Source organism: Burkholderia sp. AU19243 (assembly GCF_018148075.1).
Lineage (GTDB): Bacteria > Pseudomonadota > Gammaproteobacteria > Burkholderiales > Burkholderiaceae > Burkholderia > Burkholderia latens_A.
On record NZ_JAGSTV010000015.1, the window covers coordinates 111,263 to 124,857 of the forward strand.

13 protein-coding genes and 1 pseudogene are annotated in these 13,595 nt (G+C 68.4%); 4 read left to right on the forward strand and 10 right to left on the reverse strand.

What is annotated here, in order from left to right; all coding sequences use genetic code 11:
* Positions 1–11: 11 nt before the first annotated feature.
* Positions 12–163, reverse strand: a pseudogene (locus tag KDW55_RS29785) (transcriptional regulator); the annotation flags it as partial.
* Between the two features lie 336 nt (positions 164–499).
* Between KDW55_RS29785 and KDW55_RS24275 the strand changes: the two are divergent.
* Positions 500–1,009, forward strand: coding sequence for an N-acetyltransferase (locus KDW55_RS24275; protein WP_040139181.1), 510 nt, complete (start codon positions 500–502; stop codon positions 1,007–1,009).
* An 8-nt stretch (positions 1,010–1,017) separates the two neighbouring features.
* On the opposite strand, the gene KDW55_RS24280 is transcribed toward KDW55_RS24275, so the two are convergent.
* Positions 1,018–1,971 (reverse strand): leucyl aminopeptidase, encoded by a 954-nt coding sequence (locus tag KDW55_RS24280; protein WP_069242630.1) that lies wholly within the window; start codon positions 1,969–1,971, stop codon positions 1,018–1,020.
* A gap of 58 nt (positions 1,972–2,029) precedes the next feature.
* Positions 2,030–2,152: a hypothetical protein gene (locus KDW55_RS29660; RefSeq protein WP_040139183.1), complete on the reverse strand. Its 123-nt coding sequence runs from the start codon at positions 2,150–2,152 to the stop codon at positions 2,030–2,032.
* Positions 2,153–2,715: 563 nt separating this feature from the next.
* Between KDW55_RS29660 and KDW55_RS24285 the strand changes: the two genes are divergently transcribed.
* Entirely contained in the window at positions 2,716–3,966 is a 1,251-nt protein-coding gene (locus KDW55_RS24285) for a YbfB/YjiJ family MFS transporter (RefSeq protein ID WP_212198057.1), read from the forward strand.
* Positions 3,967–4,143: 177 nt separating this feature from the next.
* Here KDW55_RS24285 and KDW55_RS24290 read toward each other — a convergent pair whose 3' ends face one another.
* Genes KDW55_RS24290 through KDW55_RS24320 form a run of 7 tightly spaced genes read right to left on the reverse strand, consistent with a single transcriptional unit; the run spans position 4,144 to position 10,959 of the window.
* Positions 4,144–5,196 carry an ABC transporter substrate-binding protein gene (locus KDW55_RS24290; RefSeq protein WP_040139184.1) on the reverse strand — a complete coding sequence of 351 codons (1,053 nt, stop codon included), beginning with the start codon at positions 5,194–5,196 and terminating at the stop codon, positions 4,144–4,146.
* On the reverse strand, positions 5,193–6,344 hold the full coding sequence (locus KDW55_RS24295; protein ID WP_069242632.1) for an FAD-binding oxidoreductase: 1,152 nt from the start codon (positions 6,342–6,344) through the stop codon (positions 5,193–5,195). The genes KDW55_RS24290 and KDW55_RS24295 overlap by 4 nt, the downstream gene beginning before the upstream one ends.
* Entirely contained in the window at positions 6,337–7,782 is a 1,446-nt protein-coding gene (locus KDW55_RS24300; RefSeq protein WP_212160523.1) for an NAD(P)/FAD-dependent oxidoreductase, read from the reverse strand. Before KDW55_RS24300 ends, KDW55_RS24295 begins: the two co-directional genes overlap by 8 nt.
* Positions 7,779–8,123: a (2Fe-2S)-binding protein gene (locus KDW55_RS24305; protein ID WP_040139187.1), complete on the reverse strand. Its 345-nt coding sequence runs from the start codon at positions 8,121–8,123 to the stop codon at positions 7,779–7,781. The genes KDW55_RS24300 and KDW55_RS24305 overlap by 4 nt, the downstream gene beginning before the upstream one ends.
* A gap of 2 nt (positions 8,124–8,125) precedes the next feature.
* Positions 8,126–8,920: an ABC transporter permease gene (locus KDW55_RS24310; RefSeq protein WP_059546264.1), complete on the reverse strand. Its 795-nt coding sequence runs from the start codon at positions 8,918–8,920 to the stop codon at positions 8,126–8,128.
* The gene (locus tag KDW55_RS24315; protein WP_209825672.1) at positions 8,917–9,876 is read right to left on the reverse strand and encodes an ABC transporter permease; all 960 of its coding nucleotides are present in this window, start codon (positions 9,874–9,876) and stop codon (positions 8,917–8,919) included. The genes KDW55_RS24310 and KDW55_RS24315 overlap by 4 nt, the downstream gene beginning before the upstream one ends.
* A complete protein-coding gene (locus KDW55_RS24320) occupies positions 9,877–10,959 on the reverse strand; it encodes an ABC transporter ATP-binding protein (protein WP_212160521.1) in 1,083 nt (360 codons plus the stop codon).
* Positions 10,960–11,252: 293 nt separating this feature from the next.
* On the opposite strand from KDW55_RS24320, the gene KDW55_RS24325 reads away from it, so the two are divergent.
* Together KDW55_RS24325 and KDW55_RS24330 are read left to right on the forward strand one after the other, a co-directional pair.
* Positions 11,253–12,143 carry an IclR family transcriptional regulator gene (locus KDW55_RS24325; RefSeq protein WP_212160519.1) on the forward strand — a complete coding sequence of 297 codons (891 nt, stop codon included), beginning with the start codon at positions 11,253–11,255 and terminating at the stop codon, positions 12,141–12,143.
* A gap of 318 nt (positions 12,144–12,461) precedes the next feature.
* On the forward strand, positions 12,462–13,595 hold the full coding sequence (locus KDW55_RS24330; protein WP_249181341.1) for a porin: 1,134 nt from the start codon (positions 12,462–12,464) through the stop codon (positions 13,593–13,595).

Below are 13,595 nucleotides of genomic sequence, written 5' to 3' on the forward strand. Positions count from 1 at the left end.
GTGGGGCGTGATGCGTGCGACGGCCGGGACGGTTGCGCAGGGACGACGGGCAGGCGCAGCCCGACCGTCTTGAGCACCGCGAGCAGCGTTTTGAGCGTGGGTTGCCGTTCGGCGACAGCGTGCGCTACAGCGATTCGCGGCCGATGCCGGCTTCGGCCGCGAGATAGCGACGTGGCCGGCTCAGGTGACGGATGGCGCCGATGAAGCGAACGGGCACGACGGGACAACCGGCTGGTCGAGACGAAGCGCAATGCAGGCGGTGCACGGGAATGTGCCCGGCGCGCACGATGGCGGTTCGGCCGAACGGCCGATCTCATTGGCGTGTACGGCACGTTTGTCGATCGCGCGGGCAGCCGTACGTGCGGCAATCGTGGCGGCAGTCGCCGGATCGACCGACAAGGGCGTTTCTGGCACCATCGCGCGCTATGCGCGGCACGCGGCGCCAGCGCTCCGACGCCGCTTCAATCCCGCTTCAATTCCTCGACTCGCAAGGACTCGCATGATCACGCTTCGCCCGATGACCGAAGACGACTTCCTCCGCTTCTGGCCCACGTACCGCGCGATCGTCGCCGCGCAGGAGACCTACGCATTCGATCCCGCGCCGACGCGCGAAGCGGCGCGCGCGATCTGGCTCGACGCGCCGCTCTGCACGTGGGTGGCGGAAGAGGACGGCGTGCTGCTCGGTTCGTACTTTCTGAAGGCGAACGCGGCCGGGCCCGGCAATCACGTGTGCAATTGCGGCTATATGGTCGACGCAGCCGCGCGCGGCAAGGGCGTCGCCCGGTTGATGTGCGAGCACTCGCAGCAGGTCGCGCGCGAGCGCGGCTTCCTCGCGATGCAGTTCAACTCGGTGGTCGCGACGAACGAGGTGGCGGTTGCGCTGTGGCGGAAGCTCGGCTTCGACGTCGTCGGCCGTTTGCCGCGCGCGTATCGTCACGCGCGGCTCGGCTTCGTCGATTGCCTCGTGATGTACAAGTGGCTCGGCGACGCGGCAGCTGCCGACGCCTGATTCCCGGGTCAGACGGCGAACGCGCCGTCGAACACGATCCGCTCGTCGAACGCGAGCGTGCCGCGCGCGAAGATCAAATCGAGGTGGTGGCTGCCGTTCGCGCCGCCGCCGAGACCGAGGTGCAGGCCCGGGTGGCGTTCCTCGAAGCCGGCGTTGCGGCCGTACAGCCTGCGGATCCCGACGTTCGTGCCGATGCCGAATTCCTCTATGCGCCGGTGGTTTTCATGCCGGTCGAGATAGGTCGCGAAGTCGCGCCGGAAGCCGGGGTCGTCGCTGTCGAAATCGACGATCAGGCTGTCCTCGACATGCAGCGTCGCGAGCCGCTCTGCGACACGGTACTTGATCGCGAACGGCACGGTGCCGAGAAACGTGCCGCTGAACACGATCGAGCCGCGCAAATCGGTGACGTGCGTCGCAATCTCGCCGGGCACAACGTCCAGATTGCCCATCCCGTCGACGCTCGTCCATTTCTGGTCCGGCGCGAGCGAGCCGGTCAGCGTGTTGCCGGCTTCGTCGATGAAGTGAAGCTGCGACGCTCGCGCCGCGGCTTCGATCAGGCGGCCGTTGCGCGCGGCGATGTCGTCGAGCGATTCGGCGAAAGCCTCGTCGAGATGCGGGCCGTAATCCTTGAACAGCACGGATTTGTTCCAGTGCTCGACAATCGCCGGCCGGATTGCGGCAAGGAACGGCGGCCCGCTCGGCGACGGCGTCGGCAGGCAAGACGAGTCGTACAGCAGCACGAAGAGATCCGCGTGTGCGAGCGCGGCGGCGATGTCGGCGGGCGGCGTGCTTTCCAGGCAGAGGGTGATCGCGTCGAGCGAGTCGGGCAGCGCGGAAAACGCGCGCAGTGCGGTGTCGCGGTTGCGGGTGTCGTAGCCGACCAGCAGCTTGCCCGTCTCGCCGCGTGCGAGCTTGTCGCGCAGCGCCGGATGGAAGCCCAGCGCGCGGTGCAGGTTCAGCATGCGTGTCTCCGGAAGCGGCGGAAGGGCCGCAGCCCTTCCGCGGGAACGGGCTGGCCGCTCAGACCGGCCAGAGCGCGGTGCCGAACGGCACCACGGCATCCTCGACCATCATGTCGACGGCCTCGGGGTGCGTGTCTTCCTTCATCCAGTCAAGCAATTCGATCTGCTGGGTTTCCTGCATGTCAATTCTCCTGTGATGAACAGCGATTCAACATGAAAGCGCGATAAAAAATTTATCGCCGCTCATTCGGTATTTTTTGAATACCGGACGAGTGGCATCGATATTAGTCTGATGAATTTGCGAATGCAATGGACCGCAAGATTTTTAGCCGATGCGTGCTAAACACGCGGATTTTGGGGGCAATTTTGCGACGACAATGGATAAGCGAAGCGATATCGGCGCTGTTTTTTATCGAATATAGGGGACATGTCGACTTAATCGATGCCTGGATTTTTTAAATCCGAATCCAATTGCGCCGATCGTTTCGGTTTACGTGATGCGCCGGACGATGGACGCGCGGTTGCACCACGCGGCACGCGCGACCGATTGCTGGCGACCGCGTGGCCGGCGGTGCGCGGCGGCATTTGAAAGTATCATCGGCCGATCGGCGCGTCGGCCCCGCAAACGCGATCGGCGCCCGCCAACAATCGGCCTGCGTATCGACGCCGCCGCGCGCTGTCGCGCCGCGCCGCCGCCGCCGGCCCGAGGCCGCACCGGCCGAGAACCACGATGGAGACACCGCGATGCGCGCAGCGCCGCAACCGGAGCACGCCGGCCGAGCACGGCCGCACACCAGCGCCACCGAACCCGACCGCATGGCCGCGTGGCGGCTCGCGATCTGCCTGTCGCTCGGCAGCGCGATCGCGCTCGGCCTCGCGCGCTTCGCGTATGCGCTGCTCTTGCCGCCGATGAAGGCCGATCTCGGCTGGACGTTCGCGCAGGCCGGCGCGCTGAACACGGCCAACGCGGCCGGCTACCTGATCGGCGCGGTCGTTTTCCCGCTCCTGTCGCGCCGCTGCCGCAGCGGCACGCTGCTCGCGTGCGGCTGCGTGCTGACAGCGCTGCTGATGGGCGCATGCGGGTTCACGTCCGCGATGAACGCGCTGCTGGTCGAGCGGCTCGCGACCGGTGTCGGCAGCGCGCTGATCTTCATCAGTGGCGGCGTGCTGGCCGCGCGGCTCGCGTCCGCGTCGCCGCGCGATGCGGGGCTGCTGCTCGGGCTCTATTACGGCGGCACGGGCTGGGGCATCGTCGCGTCGTCGCTGCTCGTGCCGGCAACGCTCGCGCATCGCGCGCACGGCTGGCAGCCAGCGTGGTTCGCGCTCGCGTTCGCATGCGTGCTGTTTTCGGCGGTGGCCGTGTCGGCCGCGCGCAGGATCGAGCGCGCACATGCGGCGCCGGCCGCACCGCGCGACGGCGCCGCGCCGGCGGCGAGCGCGAGTCCCGCTCGCTTCGCGCTCGCGCTCGGCGGTTATGGCCTGTTCGGTGTCGGCTATATCGGCTACATGACGTTCATCGTCGCGCTGCTGCGCGGCGCGGGGATGAGCGCAACGGTCGTGGCCGCTTTCTACGTGATGCTGGGCGTCGCGACCGTCGTATCGGCGCGCTTGTGGTCGGGGTTGCTCGACCGGATGCGCGGCGGCCAGGCGCTCGCTGTGCTGAACGCGCTGCTCGGCGTCGCGACACTGATGCCGGCGCTGTTCGTGCATCCGGCGGCCGCGTTCGCGTCGGGCGTGCTGTTCGGTGCGACGTTTCTTTCGGCAGTCGCGGCGACGACGGCATTCGTGCGCCACAACCTGCCGCCGCAGGGTTGGGCGAAGGGAATCAGCGCGTTCACGACGATCTTCGCGTTCGGACAGATCGCCGGGCCGGTCGCGATCGGCTGGGTGTCGGACAGCGCGGGGCTTGCACGCGGGCTTGTGTATTCGGCGCTGACGCTGTTCGCGGGCGCCGCTCTTGCAGCCGGACAGCGTGCGTTGCGCGCACCGGCGTAGCACGGGCGCCGGCGCGGGCGCGCGTCACGCGAGCAGGCGCGTGCGCCCGCGACGCATGCGCGCGCTGCGAGCCGGTATTGTCGAAACCGCCCTGGCGAATCCGCCGGAAACGGCGCCGTCGTCGCCCGCAAACGACGATCGCGGCGCGCGCGGCCGGTCCCGCGCGCGTGGCGCCGATTACCGCTCGATCTGCCGGTTCCAGCGCGTATCCCATTGCGCGCGGCGTGCATTGATCGCCGTCCAGTCGACCACCGTCACCTTGCGCACCAGATCGTCGACGCTGCCGAGGCTTTGCTGCATCGCCGCCGGCATCTTTGCGAGACGGTTGGTCGGGATCTGCTTGCCGGCGTCGGCCGCCTTCGTCTGCGCGGGCGCGGACAGCAGGAACTGCGCGAGCTTCTGCGCGAGCTGCGGATCCGGATTGTTCGCGACCACGCACAGATCGACGAGCAGCAGCACCGGGCCTTCCTTCGGATTCGCATACGCGACCGGAATGCCCTTGTCCTGCAGATCGCCGACGCCGGTCGGCGTCAGCGGGAACAGGCCGGCTTCGCCCGTCTGCACCATCTCGGAGATCTTCGCCGAGTTCGGAATGTATTCGACGACGTTCGGCCCGACCGTGCTCGCCCACTTGCTGAAGCCCGGCTCGACGTTCTGTTCGTTGCCGCCGAGCAGCCGGTTGATCGCGAGGAAGCCATGCAGCCCGAATGTGCTGCTCGACGCGGACTGGAACACGACCTTGCCCTTGTATTTCGGATCGGCGAAATCCATCCACGACGTCGGCGGCGCCCAGCCCTTGTCCGCGAACAGCTTCTTGTTGTACGCGATGCCGGTCATTCCGAGCTGCACGCCTGCGCCGACGTCGTCCTTCATCCGCGCGAACGGGTACAACTCCTTCAGCACCGGCGAATCGTCGAGCTTCTGGCACACGCCGAGGCTGACTGCGCGCGCCATCACGCCGTCGTCGAGGAACGCGACGTGGATCTGCGGCTTGTTGCGGTTCGCGAGCAGCTTCGCGAGCACGTCCGACGACGTGCCGGGCACGACGACGACCTTCACGTTGTTCGCCTTCTCGAAGTCGGGCAGCACCTGGCTCGTATAGGCCTTTTCCATCGGGCCGCCGTTCATGCCGATGTAGATCGTCTTCGCTTGCGCGAACGCGGGCGCCGGTGCGCCGACGCCCGCCACGCACAGTGCGGCAGCCGCCGCGATCGTTCCGAGCAGTTTCATCTTTGGGTCTCCTCTTGACGGAAAGGGCCGGTCGGCGTCGCTCGCGGTGCGAAGCGGCCGATCGAGAAAGCATCGAGCGGGGTGGCGGTTTCGCCGGTCGTGACGAGATCGGCGAGCACGTCGCCGACGCCCGGTGCGAGCAGGAAGCCGCCGCCGGAAAATCCGAACGCATGCAGCAGGTTCGGCGTGGTGCCGCTCGCGCCGATGACCGGGTTGTGGTCGGGCGTGCAGCCTTCGACGCCGCTCCACGTGCGGATCAGCAATGCGTCGCGCAGCGCGGGCAACAGCGCGCACGCGTCGCGCATCGCCGCGCGCGTCGTGTCGACCGACGGCTGGCCGAATTCGCCGTCGCCGCGGCCGCGGCCGCCGCCGATCACGCAGTTGCCGCGCGCGACCTGCCGCGCATACACGCCGCCGCCATACACGCCGAGGTTGTGCGTGATGAACGGCGGCAGCGGTTCGGTCACCCACATGTTCGGGTAGATCGGCTCCATCGGCACGGCCTCGCCGAAGCGCCCGGCGATCGTGTTCGCCCACGCGCCGGCCGAGTTGATCAGCCACGTCGCGGTGCATGCACGGCCGCCGGCATCCACATGGAAACGCGTGCCGTCGTGCCGGACGTCGTCGACCGGCGTGTGCTCGAACACGTCGGCGCCGGCCGCGCGGGCCGCACGCGCGAATGCGGGCGACACGATGCGCGGGTTCGCGTGTCCGTCGGTCGCGCACAGCGAGCCGCCGAGCGCCGCACGGCCCAGCCACGGATAGCGGCGGCGGAACGCGTCGCCGCGCATCACCTGCAGCGGCAGGCCGTGCTCGCCGGCGAGCGTCGCGTACGCGTCGAGCGCGTCGAGGTCGGCGTCGCTGCGCGCGAGACGCAAATGACCGGACACGACGAACTCGCCGTCGATGCCGATCAGCTCGGGCAGGCGGCTCCAGATGCGCCGCGCGCGCAGCGCGAGCGGCAGCTGTTCGACGGGACGGCCCTGGCAGCGCACGCCACCGTAGTTCACGCCGCTTGCCTGCGCGCCGCAATCGCGGCGCTCGAACAGCGCGACGCGCAGCCCGCGTTGCGCGAGCGCGAGCGCGGCGGATGCGCCGACAAGCCCGCCGCCGACGATCGCGACATCGTAGTGGCGGCGCTCATTCATCGCGCGCCTCGTCGGGAATCGCCGCGACGTCGTCGCCCGCGAGCGCAGCCGAGATCGGGAACGGCTTCACCGGCGGTTGTGCGCGCAACCGGCCGACCTCGGCGAGCGGCCGACCGGTTTCGGCCGCGAGCACGAGCGCGGTTGCGTCGCCGCACATGCGGCCCTGGCAGCGCCCCATGCCGGCACGCGTGAGCGCTTTCAGCCGGTTCAGTTCGGTTGCTTCGCCGCCGCGAATGCAGCGCCGCAGCGCGCCGGCGTCGATTTCCTCGCAACGGCACACGATCGTGTCGTCCGGACAGCCTGCGGCGAGCGTGGCCGGCGGCGCGAACGCCGCCTCGAGGCCGACGCGGAATGCGCGATGCCGCGCAAGCGTGCGCTCCAGTGCAGCGGCATCGGGCTTGGCCGCCAGCTCCGGCGATGGTCGCGGCTTCGCGATCCCCGCGTCGTCGAGCAGCGCGAGTGCTGCGCGGCGCCCGGATGCCTCGGCCGCGTCCGCGCCGGCGATTCCGGCGCCGTCGCCCGCGACATAGATGCCGCGCACCGACGTGCGGCCGGCAGAATCGCGTTCCGGCAGCCATGCGCCGTCGAGCGGATCGAAACGGAACCGGCACCCGGCGAGATCGGCGAGCTGCGTTTCGGCGCGCAGCCCGAAGCCGAGGCCGAGCGCGTCGCATTCGATCAGCCGCGGCGGCGCGTCGTTGGCCGCTGCGCGCCATGCAAGCGCGGTGACGTGCCGCTCGCCGAGCACACGCTCGAGCGTGACGCCGGTTTCGATCGCGACGCCGTGTGCGCGCAGCCAGCCGATGTAATACAGCCCCTTTGCGAAGGACGACGGCATCCGCAACAGTGCCGGTGCGGCCGCGGCCTGCCGGCGCAGCGGGCTCGTATCGAGTACGGCCGCGACGTGTGCGCCGGCCTTCGCGTACTGATACGCGACGAGATACAGCAGCGGCCCGGTGCCGGCGAACACGATGCGGCTGCCGATTGCGCAGCCCTGCGACTTCAGCGCGACCTGCGCGCCGCCGAGCGTGTAGACACCGGCGAGCGTCCACCCCGGCACCGGCAGCATGCGGTCGGTCGCGCCGCTCGCGACGATCAGATGCGAGAACGGCACGGTCGTCTCGCGGCCGTCCTGCAACGTGTCGACGCGGCCTGCACCGCACGCCCATGCGAGCGTGTTCGGTCGATAGTCGACGTGCGGCAGCAGCGCGGCCATCGTCCGGTGTACGGCATCGGCTTTCGCTGCGTCGAAGCCGTACAGCGCGCGCTTGCCGCGCGAGAACGCGCCGGCGGCCGGCGGCTGGCGATAGATCTGCCCGCCCCAGCGCGCGTTTTCGTCGATCACGACCGGGCGCAGCCCCGCGTCGACGAGCGCCTCGGCCGCGCGCACGCCGGCCGGCCCCGCGCCGACGATCACCGGTCGCAGTGCATCGCTCATGATGCGTCTCCGGCTGCGGCGGGCTGCGCATTCGTGAGAATCCGCATGCCCGCGGCGATCGGGGTCGAGCATGCGCGCACGCGCGCACCGGCTTCGGTGCGCACCCAGCAGTCCTGGCACGCGCCGATCAGGCAGAAGCCCGCGCGCGGCTTGCCGCTGAATTCGCTCACGCGCACACGGCGTTGCGCGACGAGGATCGCGGTAAGCACGGTGTCGCCGGCGAGTGCGTGTGCAGGCCGGCCGTCGAGCGTGAATGCGACGGCGTCGCGCTCGCGCTCGGCAACGCGCACGAACTGCGCGCCGTCGTCGGCGGCATCGGTTGAACGGGATACGGAAGTCATCGTCAATGTTGGCCGATCAGAATGCGGTTCAGGCCGTACACGCGATCAAGCAGCAGCATCGCGCCGGCCGTGATGAAGATGACGAGCGTCGATACCGACGCCATCATCGGATCGATCGATTCGGTCGCGTACATGTACATGCGCACCGGCAGCGTGACCGTTTGCGGCGACGTGACGAAGATCGACATCGTCAGTTCGTCGAAGCTGTTGATGAACGCGAGCAGCCAGCCCCCGGTAATGCCGGGCACGATCATCGGCAGCGTGATGCGGCGGAACGTCGTCCACGGATCGGCGCCGAGCGAGCACGCAGCGTGCTCGACGCTGCGGTCGAGCCCCGCGACGGATGCGAGCACGAGCCGCATCACGAACGGCGTGACGACGATCACGTGCGCGACCACCAGCCACGCGAACGAGCCGGTCGCGCCGATCAGCGCGAAGAAGCGAAGCAGCGCGATGCCGAGCACGAGACCGGGGATCACGAGCGGCGACAGCAGCAGCCCGTTCAGGAACGCACGGCCTGGAAACGTCGCGCGGCCGATTGCGAGCCCTGCCGGCAATGCGATCGCGAGCGACAGCGTGGCCGATGCGAACGCGAGCTTCACGCTGTTCGCGAACGCGGTGACGAAGTCCGGATAGTCGAGAATCGCGCGGAACCAGCGCAGCGACAGACCGTGCGTGGGCAGCGTCAGCGTTTCGTCCGGCGTGAACGCGACCAGTACGACGATCGCGAGCGGCGCGAGCACGAACAGGATCACGAGCGTGTGGAACGCGAGCGCGAAGGGGCCGTTCTTTCTCATCGGGAAGCGCCTCCGAGGGTGCGCGCGTAGCGGCGTTCGAGCACGCGGTAGTAGGTGAGCATCACGACCAGGTTCGCGACGAGCAGCAGCACCGCGATCGTCGCGCCGAGCGGCCAGTTCAGCGAACCGAGGAACTCGTCGTAGACGGCGGTTGCCGCGACCTTGAGGCGCCGGCCGCCGAGCAGGCCGGGAATCGCGAACGCGCTTGCCGATAGCCCGAACACCATCAGGCTGCCGGACAGCACGCCGGGCATCAGTTGCGGCACGACGATGCGGCGCAGTGTGGTGAAGGGCGACGCGCCGAGCGACAGCGCCGCATGCTCGGTCTGCGGATCGAGCCGCTGCAATGCGGTCCACACCGGGATCACCATGAACGGCAGCATCACGTGCACGAGCGCGATCACGATCGCGAACGTCGTGTATTCGAGCTTGTACGGGCCGAGGCCGACGAGCGCGAGCGTCTGGTTCACGAGGCCGCTCGTGTTCAGCAGCATGCTCCAGCCGAACGCGCGCACGACGACCGACACGAGCAGCGGCGCGAGGATGACGAGCAGGAACAGCGAACGCCACGGATCGCGCATTTTCGACAGCACGTATGCTTCCGGCGTGCCGATCGCGACGCAGATCGCGGTCGTGAGCGCGGCGATGCCGAACGTGCGCGCGAAGATCGTATGGAAGTACGACGCGCCGAGCACTTCCGCGTAGTTGCCGAAGTGGAACGCGGCGATCGGGCCGGTGGCCGGATCGTAACGATAGAACGTCAGCACGAAGGTCATTGCGAGCGGCACGAGCACGAGCGCGGCGAACAGCGCGAACGCGGGTGCGCACATCAGCCACAGCGGCGCATGGGCGCGCCACGTCGCGCGCAGCGCGCGGCCGCCGGCCGCACCGCGCGGTGCGGTATCGGACGGCGCGGCTGCGGCTGCGCTCGGCAGCGGGCGGGTCGGCTGTGCCATTCAGGCCTCCCGGCGCATCACGCGCACCGCGTCGCTGGGCCAGTCGACGCCGACCGGTGCACCCTCCGCGAGCGGCTCGGCGCCTTCGTTCTGGCAGCACACGAGCACTTCGCCGAGCGCGCTGTCGACGCGGTACAGCCACTGGCTGCCGAGGAAGAAGCGGCTCGTGACGGTCGCGGCGAAGCGGCCGGCGCCGGGCGCGCACAGCCGCAATTTCTCGGGACGGATGCAAACCGACACGGCATCGCCGATGCGCACGTCGCGCTCGCGTGCGGGCAAATGCGCGGTGCGCCCCGTTTCCGCGAGATCGTGGCCGAGGTCGATCCGGATCGCATCGCCGTCGTGCGCGACGATCGTGCCGGGCAGCAGGTTGGCCTTGCCGATGAACTGCGACACGAAAGGGTTCTCCGGGCGTTCGTACGCGCGGTACGGCGTATCCGTCTGCGTGATGCGCCCGGCCTCCATCACGACCACGCGATCGCTGATCGACAGCGCTTCCGATTGATCGTGCGTGACCATGATCGTCGTCGTGCCGATCTTGCGCTGGATCGCACGCAGTTCGAACTGCATGTCCTCGCGCAGCTTCGCGTCGAGGTTCGACATCGGCTCGTCGAGCAGCAGCACCGGCGGTTCGATCACGACCGCGCGCGCGATCGCGACGCGCTGCCGCTGGCCGCCGGACAGCTCGCGCGGGTAACGGTGCGCGAGCGCGTCGAGACGCACGAGCGCAAGCGCGGCGCGGATGCGCTCCGCGCGCTCGGCCTTGTCGACGCCGCGCATGTCGAGCCCGAAGCCGACGTTCTCGGCCACGCTCATGTGCGGAAACAGCGCATAGCTCTGGAACACGATGCCGAGCCCGCGGCGGTTCGGCTTCATGTGCGTGATGTCCCGCCCGTCGAGCGTGACGCGGCCGCGCGTGACGTCGACGAAGCCGGCGATCATCTGCAGCGTCGTGGTCTTGCCGCAGCCTGACGGCCCGAGCAGCGACACGAACTCGCCTTGCTCGACCGACAGGTTGACGTCCGCGACGGCGGTGAGGTTGCCGAACGATTTCGTCAGATCCGTAAGCGTGAGAAACGACATGGGATGCTCCGGGTGTGCGCACCGGATGGCCGGTGCGTCATTGACGCGGACTCTAGCCAGCCATATTTCGGCGCGTCAATTTGGAATTCTGTTCAACGAGAGGAATTTCTGAAAAATTCCGATGAGTGGAACAGATACGCGCGCCCGCAAAAAATCGTTCCGTTCAATGAAGCGCGGCCGGGCCGTGAAATCGCACGTCAATCCGGTGCACACCCGGATGCCCGGCGTTTTTCGGCGGGACGACAATGACGTTTCACGTATTCCATTGAACGAAATCATCGAGGAGAACCGGCATGCAGGAATCCCCTTTGCGCGGAACGTCGCGTGGCGTGCGCATGCCGCATCCGGACGACGACGCCGCAGCGAACGCAGCCGGCGCGCCGGGCAGCGGCATGCTGCAGCGCGCGTTCGCGATTCTGCGTGCACTGGCCGGCATGCAGCAGGACGGCGTGCGCGTCACGCACCTCGCGAAGGCGGTCGGCCTCACGCAGGGCACCGCGCACCGGATCCTGCAGTCGCTGATCGCCGAGGGGATGGTTGAGCAGGACGAGCAATCGAAACTGTATCGACTGAGTGTCGATTTCTTCGCGCTTGCCGCGCTGGCCGGTAATCCGAGCAGCATGCGCACGTTGTGCCGGCCTGCGCTGCTGCGGCTGTGCGCGAGCCTCGGCGAGACGATCTTCCTGCTCGTGAAGAGCGGCTTCGACGCAGTGTGCCTCGATCTGTGCGAAGGCCCGTTTCCGATCCGCTCGTTTACCGGCGACATCGGCGGGCGCATCGCGCTCGGCGTCGGGCAGGGCAGCCTCGCGATCCTCGCGTTCCTGCCCGAAGCGGAGCGCGAGGAAGTGATCCGCTTCAACGTGCCGCGCATTCGCGGCTACGGCGTGCTCGACGAGGTGTACCTGCGCACCGAGATCGAACGCGTGCGGCAACTCGGCTACGCGGGCCGCAACAGCGGCGTGCTCGACGGGATGGCCGGCGTTGCGGTGCCGATCCTCGATCGCACCGGCTACCCGGTCGGTGCGCTGAGCGTCGGCACGCTCGCGTCGCGGCTCGGCGACGACCGGATGCCGATGGTCGTCGAATTGTTGCGCCGCCAGGCCGATGCGATTGGCCCGCGTACGAATCCGTTCGACGCCGCGCTGCGTCGGCCGATGCACGGGCTCTCCGGGAAAACCGCATAGACGCGCGTGAGCGCATCGCACGTCGCCGTTTCGTCGGCTTGCTTACGCAAGCCATTCACGTCCGATCCACATGCGCCGCGTCCCGCGAGCCTGCATGGTTTCCATTGGCTTGCCGACGTACATCTTGCACCGCAGTCTCCGCTTTACTCGCCTCCATTCGATTTTCAACTGCCGGCCAGTTGAACATTTCATTTCTTGATGTGATTGCGGCTGGATACCATCCAGCCACTGTCTATACAAGCCGACCGGCGCGTATGGCCAGCATCAACGAAACACAACACAACATCGACAAGAAAGTTTGGAGACGACATGACGGAGATGATGCGAACGATGGACGGGAGCGGGCGTAGCGCGCGCAGAGGCGCGGCCGTCGCCATCGCGATCGCGTTTGCCGGCGCCGCGCACGCGCAGTCGACGGTCACGCTGTACGGGATCGTCGACGCCGGCGTGACCTACGCGAACAACGCGAAGGGCCATGCGCTGTGGCAATTCACGGGCGGCAACGAATCGGGGCCGCGCTGGGGCCTGATCGGCAGCGAGGATCTCGGCGGCGGGCTGAAGGCGAACTTCCGGCTCGAGAACGGCTTCAACGTCGCGAACGGCGCGCTCGGGCAGGGCGGACGGATGTTCGGACGCTCCGCGTGGGTCGGCCTGAGCGGCGCGAACTGGGGCGCGGTGACGCTCGGCCGCCAGTACAACTCGACGCAGGACATCCTCGGCTCGCTGCAGATGAGCAGCTTTCTCGCGCAGTACTCGACGCACCCGTTCGACAACGACGACATCAACAACACGTTCCGCACCAACAACGCGATCAAGTACGTATCGCCGACGATCGCCGGGCTGCAGGCGAATCTGATGTACGGGTTCTCGAACGCGACGGGCTTCGCGAACGACAACAGCTGGAGCGCCGGGCTCACGTACGTACACGGGCCGCTCAATGCCGGCGCGGCGTACGCGCGCGTGAACCATCCGGCGGCCAGCGCGACGGGCGCGGTCGCGTCCGACAACTACTACCCGGGTGCGGCATCGGTGTTCGGCGCCGGCTTGTCGGGCGCGGTGAGCCAGCAGATCTGGGGCGCCGGCGCGAGCTACACGATCGGGCCGGCGACGCTCGGGCTGCTGTACACCGGTTCGAATTTCGGCCAGGCGACGGGCGGCGCGCTGCGCTTTGGCAACTACGAAGGCAGCGTGCGATACCTGATCACGCCCGCGCTGATGGCCGCAGCCGGCTACACCTATACGAAGGTCGCGCGCGGCGACGACGGCGGCCACTATCAGCAGGTGTCGGCGGGCTTGCAGTACCTGCTGTCGAAGCGCACCGACGTGTACGTGAACGGCTTCTTCCAGAAGGCGTCGTCCGGTGTCGGTCACGCGTGGATCGACGGCACCGACGGGCCGTCGTCGACGCAATCGCAGGTCGCGGTGGTGGTCGGCATTCGCCAGAAGTTCTGA

Excerpts from the sequence above, each read along its gene's own strand:
- KDW55_RS24305 (WP_040139187.1), bottom strand. The coding sequence starts at position 8,123 with ATGACTTCCGTATCCCGTTCAACCGATGCCGCCGACGACGGCGCGCAG.
- KDW55_RS24275 (WP_040139181.1), top strand. The coding sequence starts at position 500 with ATGATCACGCTTCGCCCGATGACCGAAGACGACTTCCTCCGCTTCTGG.
- KDW55_RS24285 (WP_212198057.1), top strand. The coding sequence starts at position 2,716 with ATGCGCGCAGCGCCGCAACCGGAGCACGCCGGCCGAGCACGGCCGCAC.
- KDW55_RS24315 (WP_209825672.1), bottom strand. The coding sequence starts at position 9,876 with ATGGCACAGCCGACCCGCCCGCTGCCGAGCGCAGCCGCAGCCGCGCCG.
- KDW55_RS24310 (WP_059546264.1), bottom strand. The coding sequence starts at position 8,920 with ATGAGAAAGAACGGCCCCTTCGCGCTCGCGTTCCACACGCTCGTGATC.
- KDW55_RS24300 (WP_212160523.1), bottom strand. The coding sequence starts at position 7,782 with ATGAGCGATGCACTGCGACCGGTGATCGTCGGCGCGGGGCCGGCCGGC.
- KDW55_RS24290 (WP_040139184.1), bottom strand. The coding sequence starts at position 5,196 with ATGAAACTGCTCGGAACGATCGCGGCGGCTGCCGCACTGTGCGTGGCG.
- KDW55_RS24280 (WP_069242630.1), bottom strand. The coding sequence starts at position 1,971 with ATGCTGAACCTGCACCGCGCGCTGGGCTTCCATCCGGCGCTGCGCGAC.
- KDW55_RS29660 (WP_040139183.1), bottom strand. The coding sequence starts at position 2,152 with ATGCAGGAAACCCAGCAGATCGAATTGCTTGACTGGATGAAGGAAGAC.
- KDW55_RS24295 (WP_069242632.1), bottom strand. The coding sequence starts at position 6,344 with ATGAATGAGCGCCGCCACTACGATGTCGCGATCGTCGGCGGCGGGCTT.
- KDW55_RS24325 (WP_212160519.1), top strand. The coding sequence starts at position 11,253 with ATGCAGGAATCCCCTTTGCGCGGAACGTCGCGTGGCGTGCGCATGCCG.
- KDW55_RS24320 (WP_212160521.1), bottom strand. The coding sequence starts at position 10,959 with ATGTCGTTTCTCACGCTTACGGATCTGACGAAATCGTTCGGCAACCTC.
- KDW55_RS24330 (WP_249181341.1), top strand. The coding sequence starts at position 12,462 with ATGATGCGAACGATGGACGGGAGCGGGCGTAGCGCGCGCAGAGGCGCG.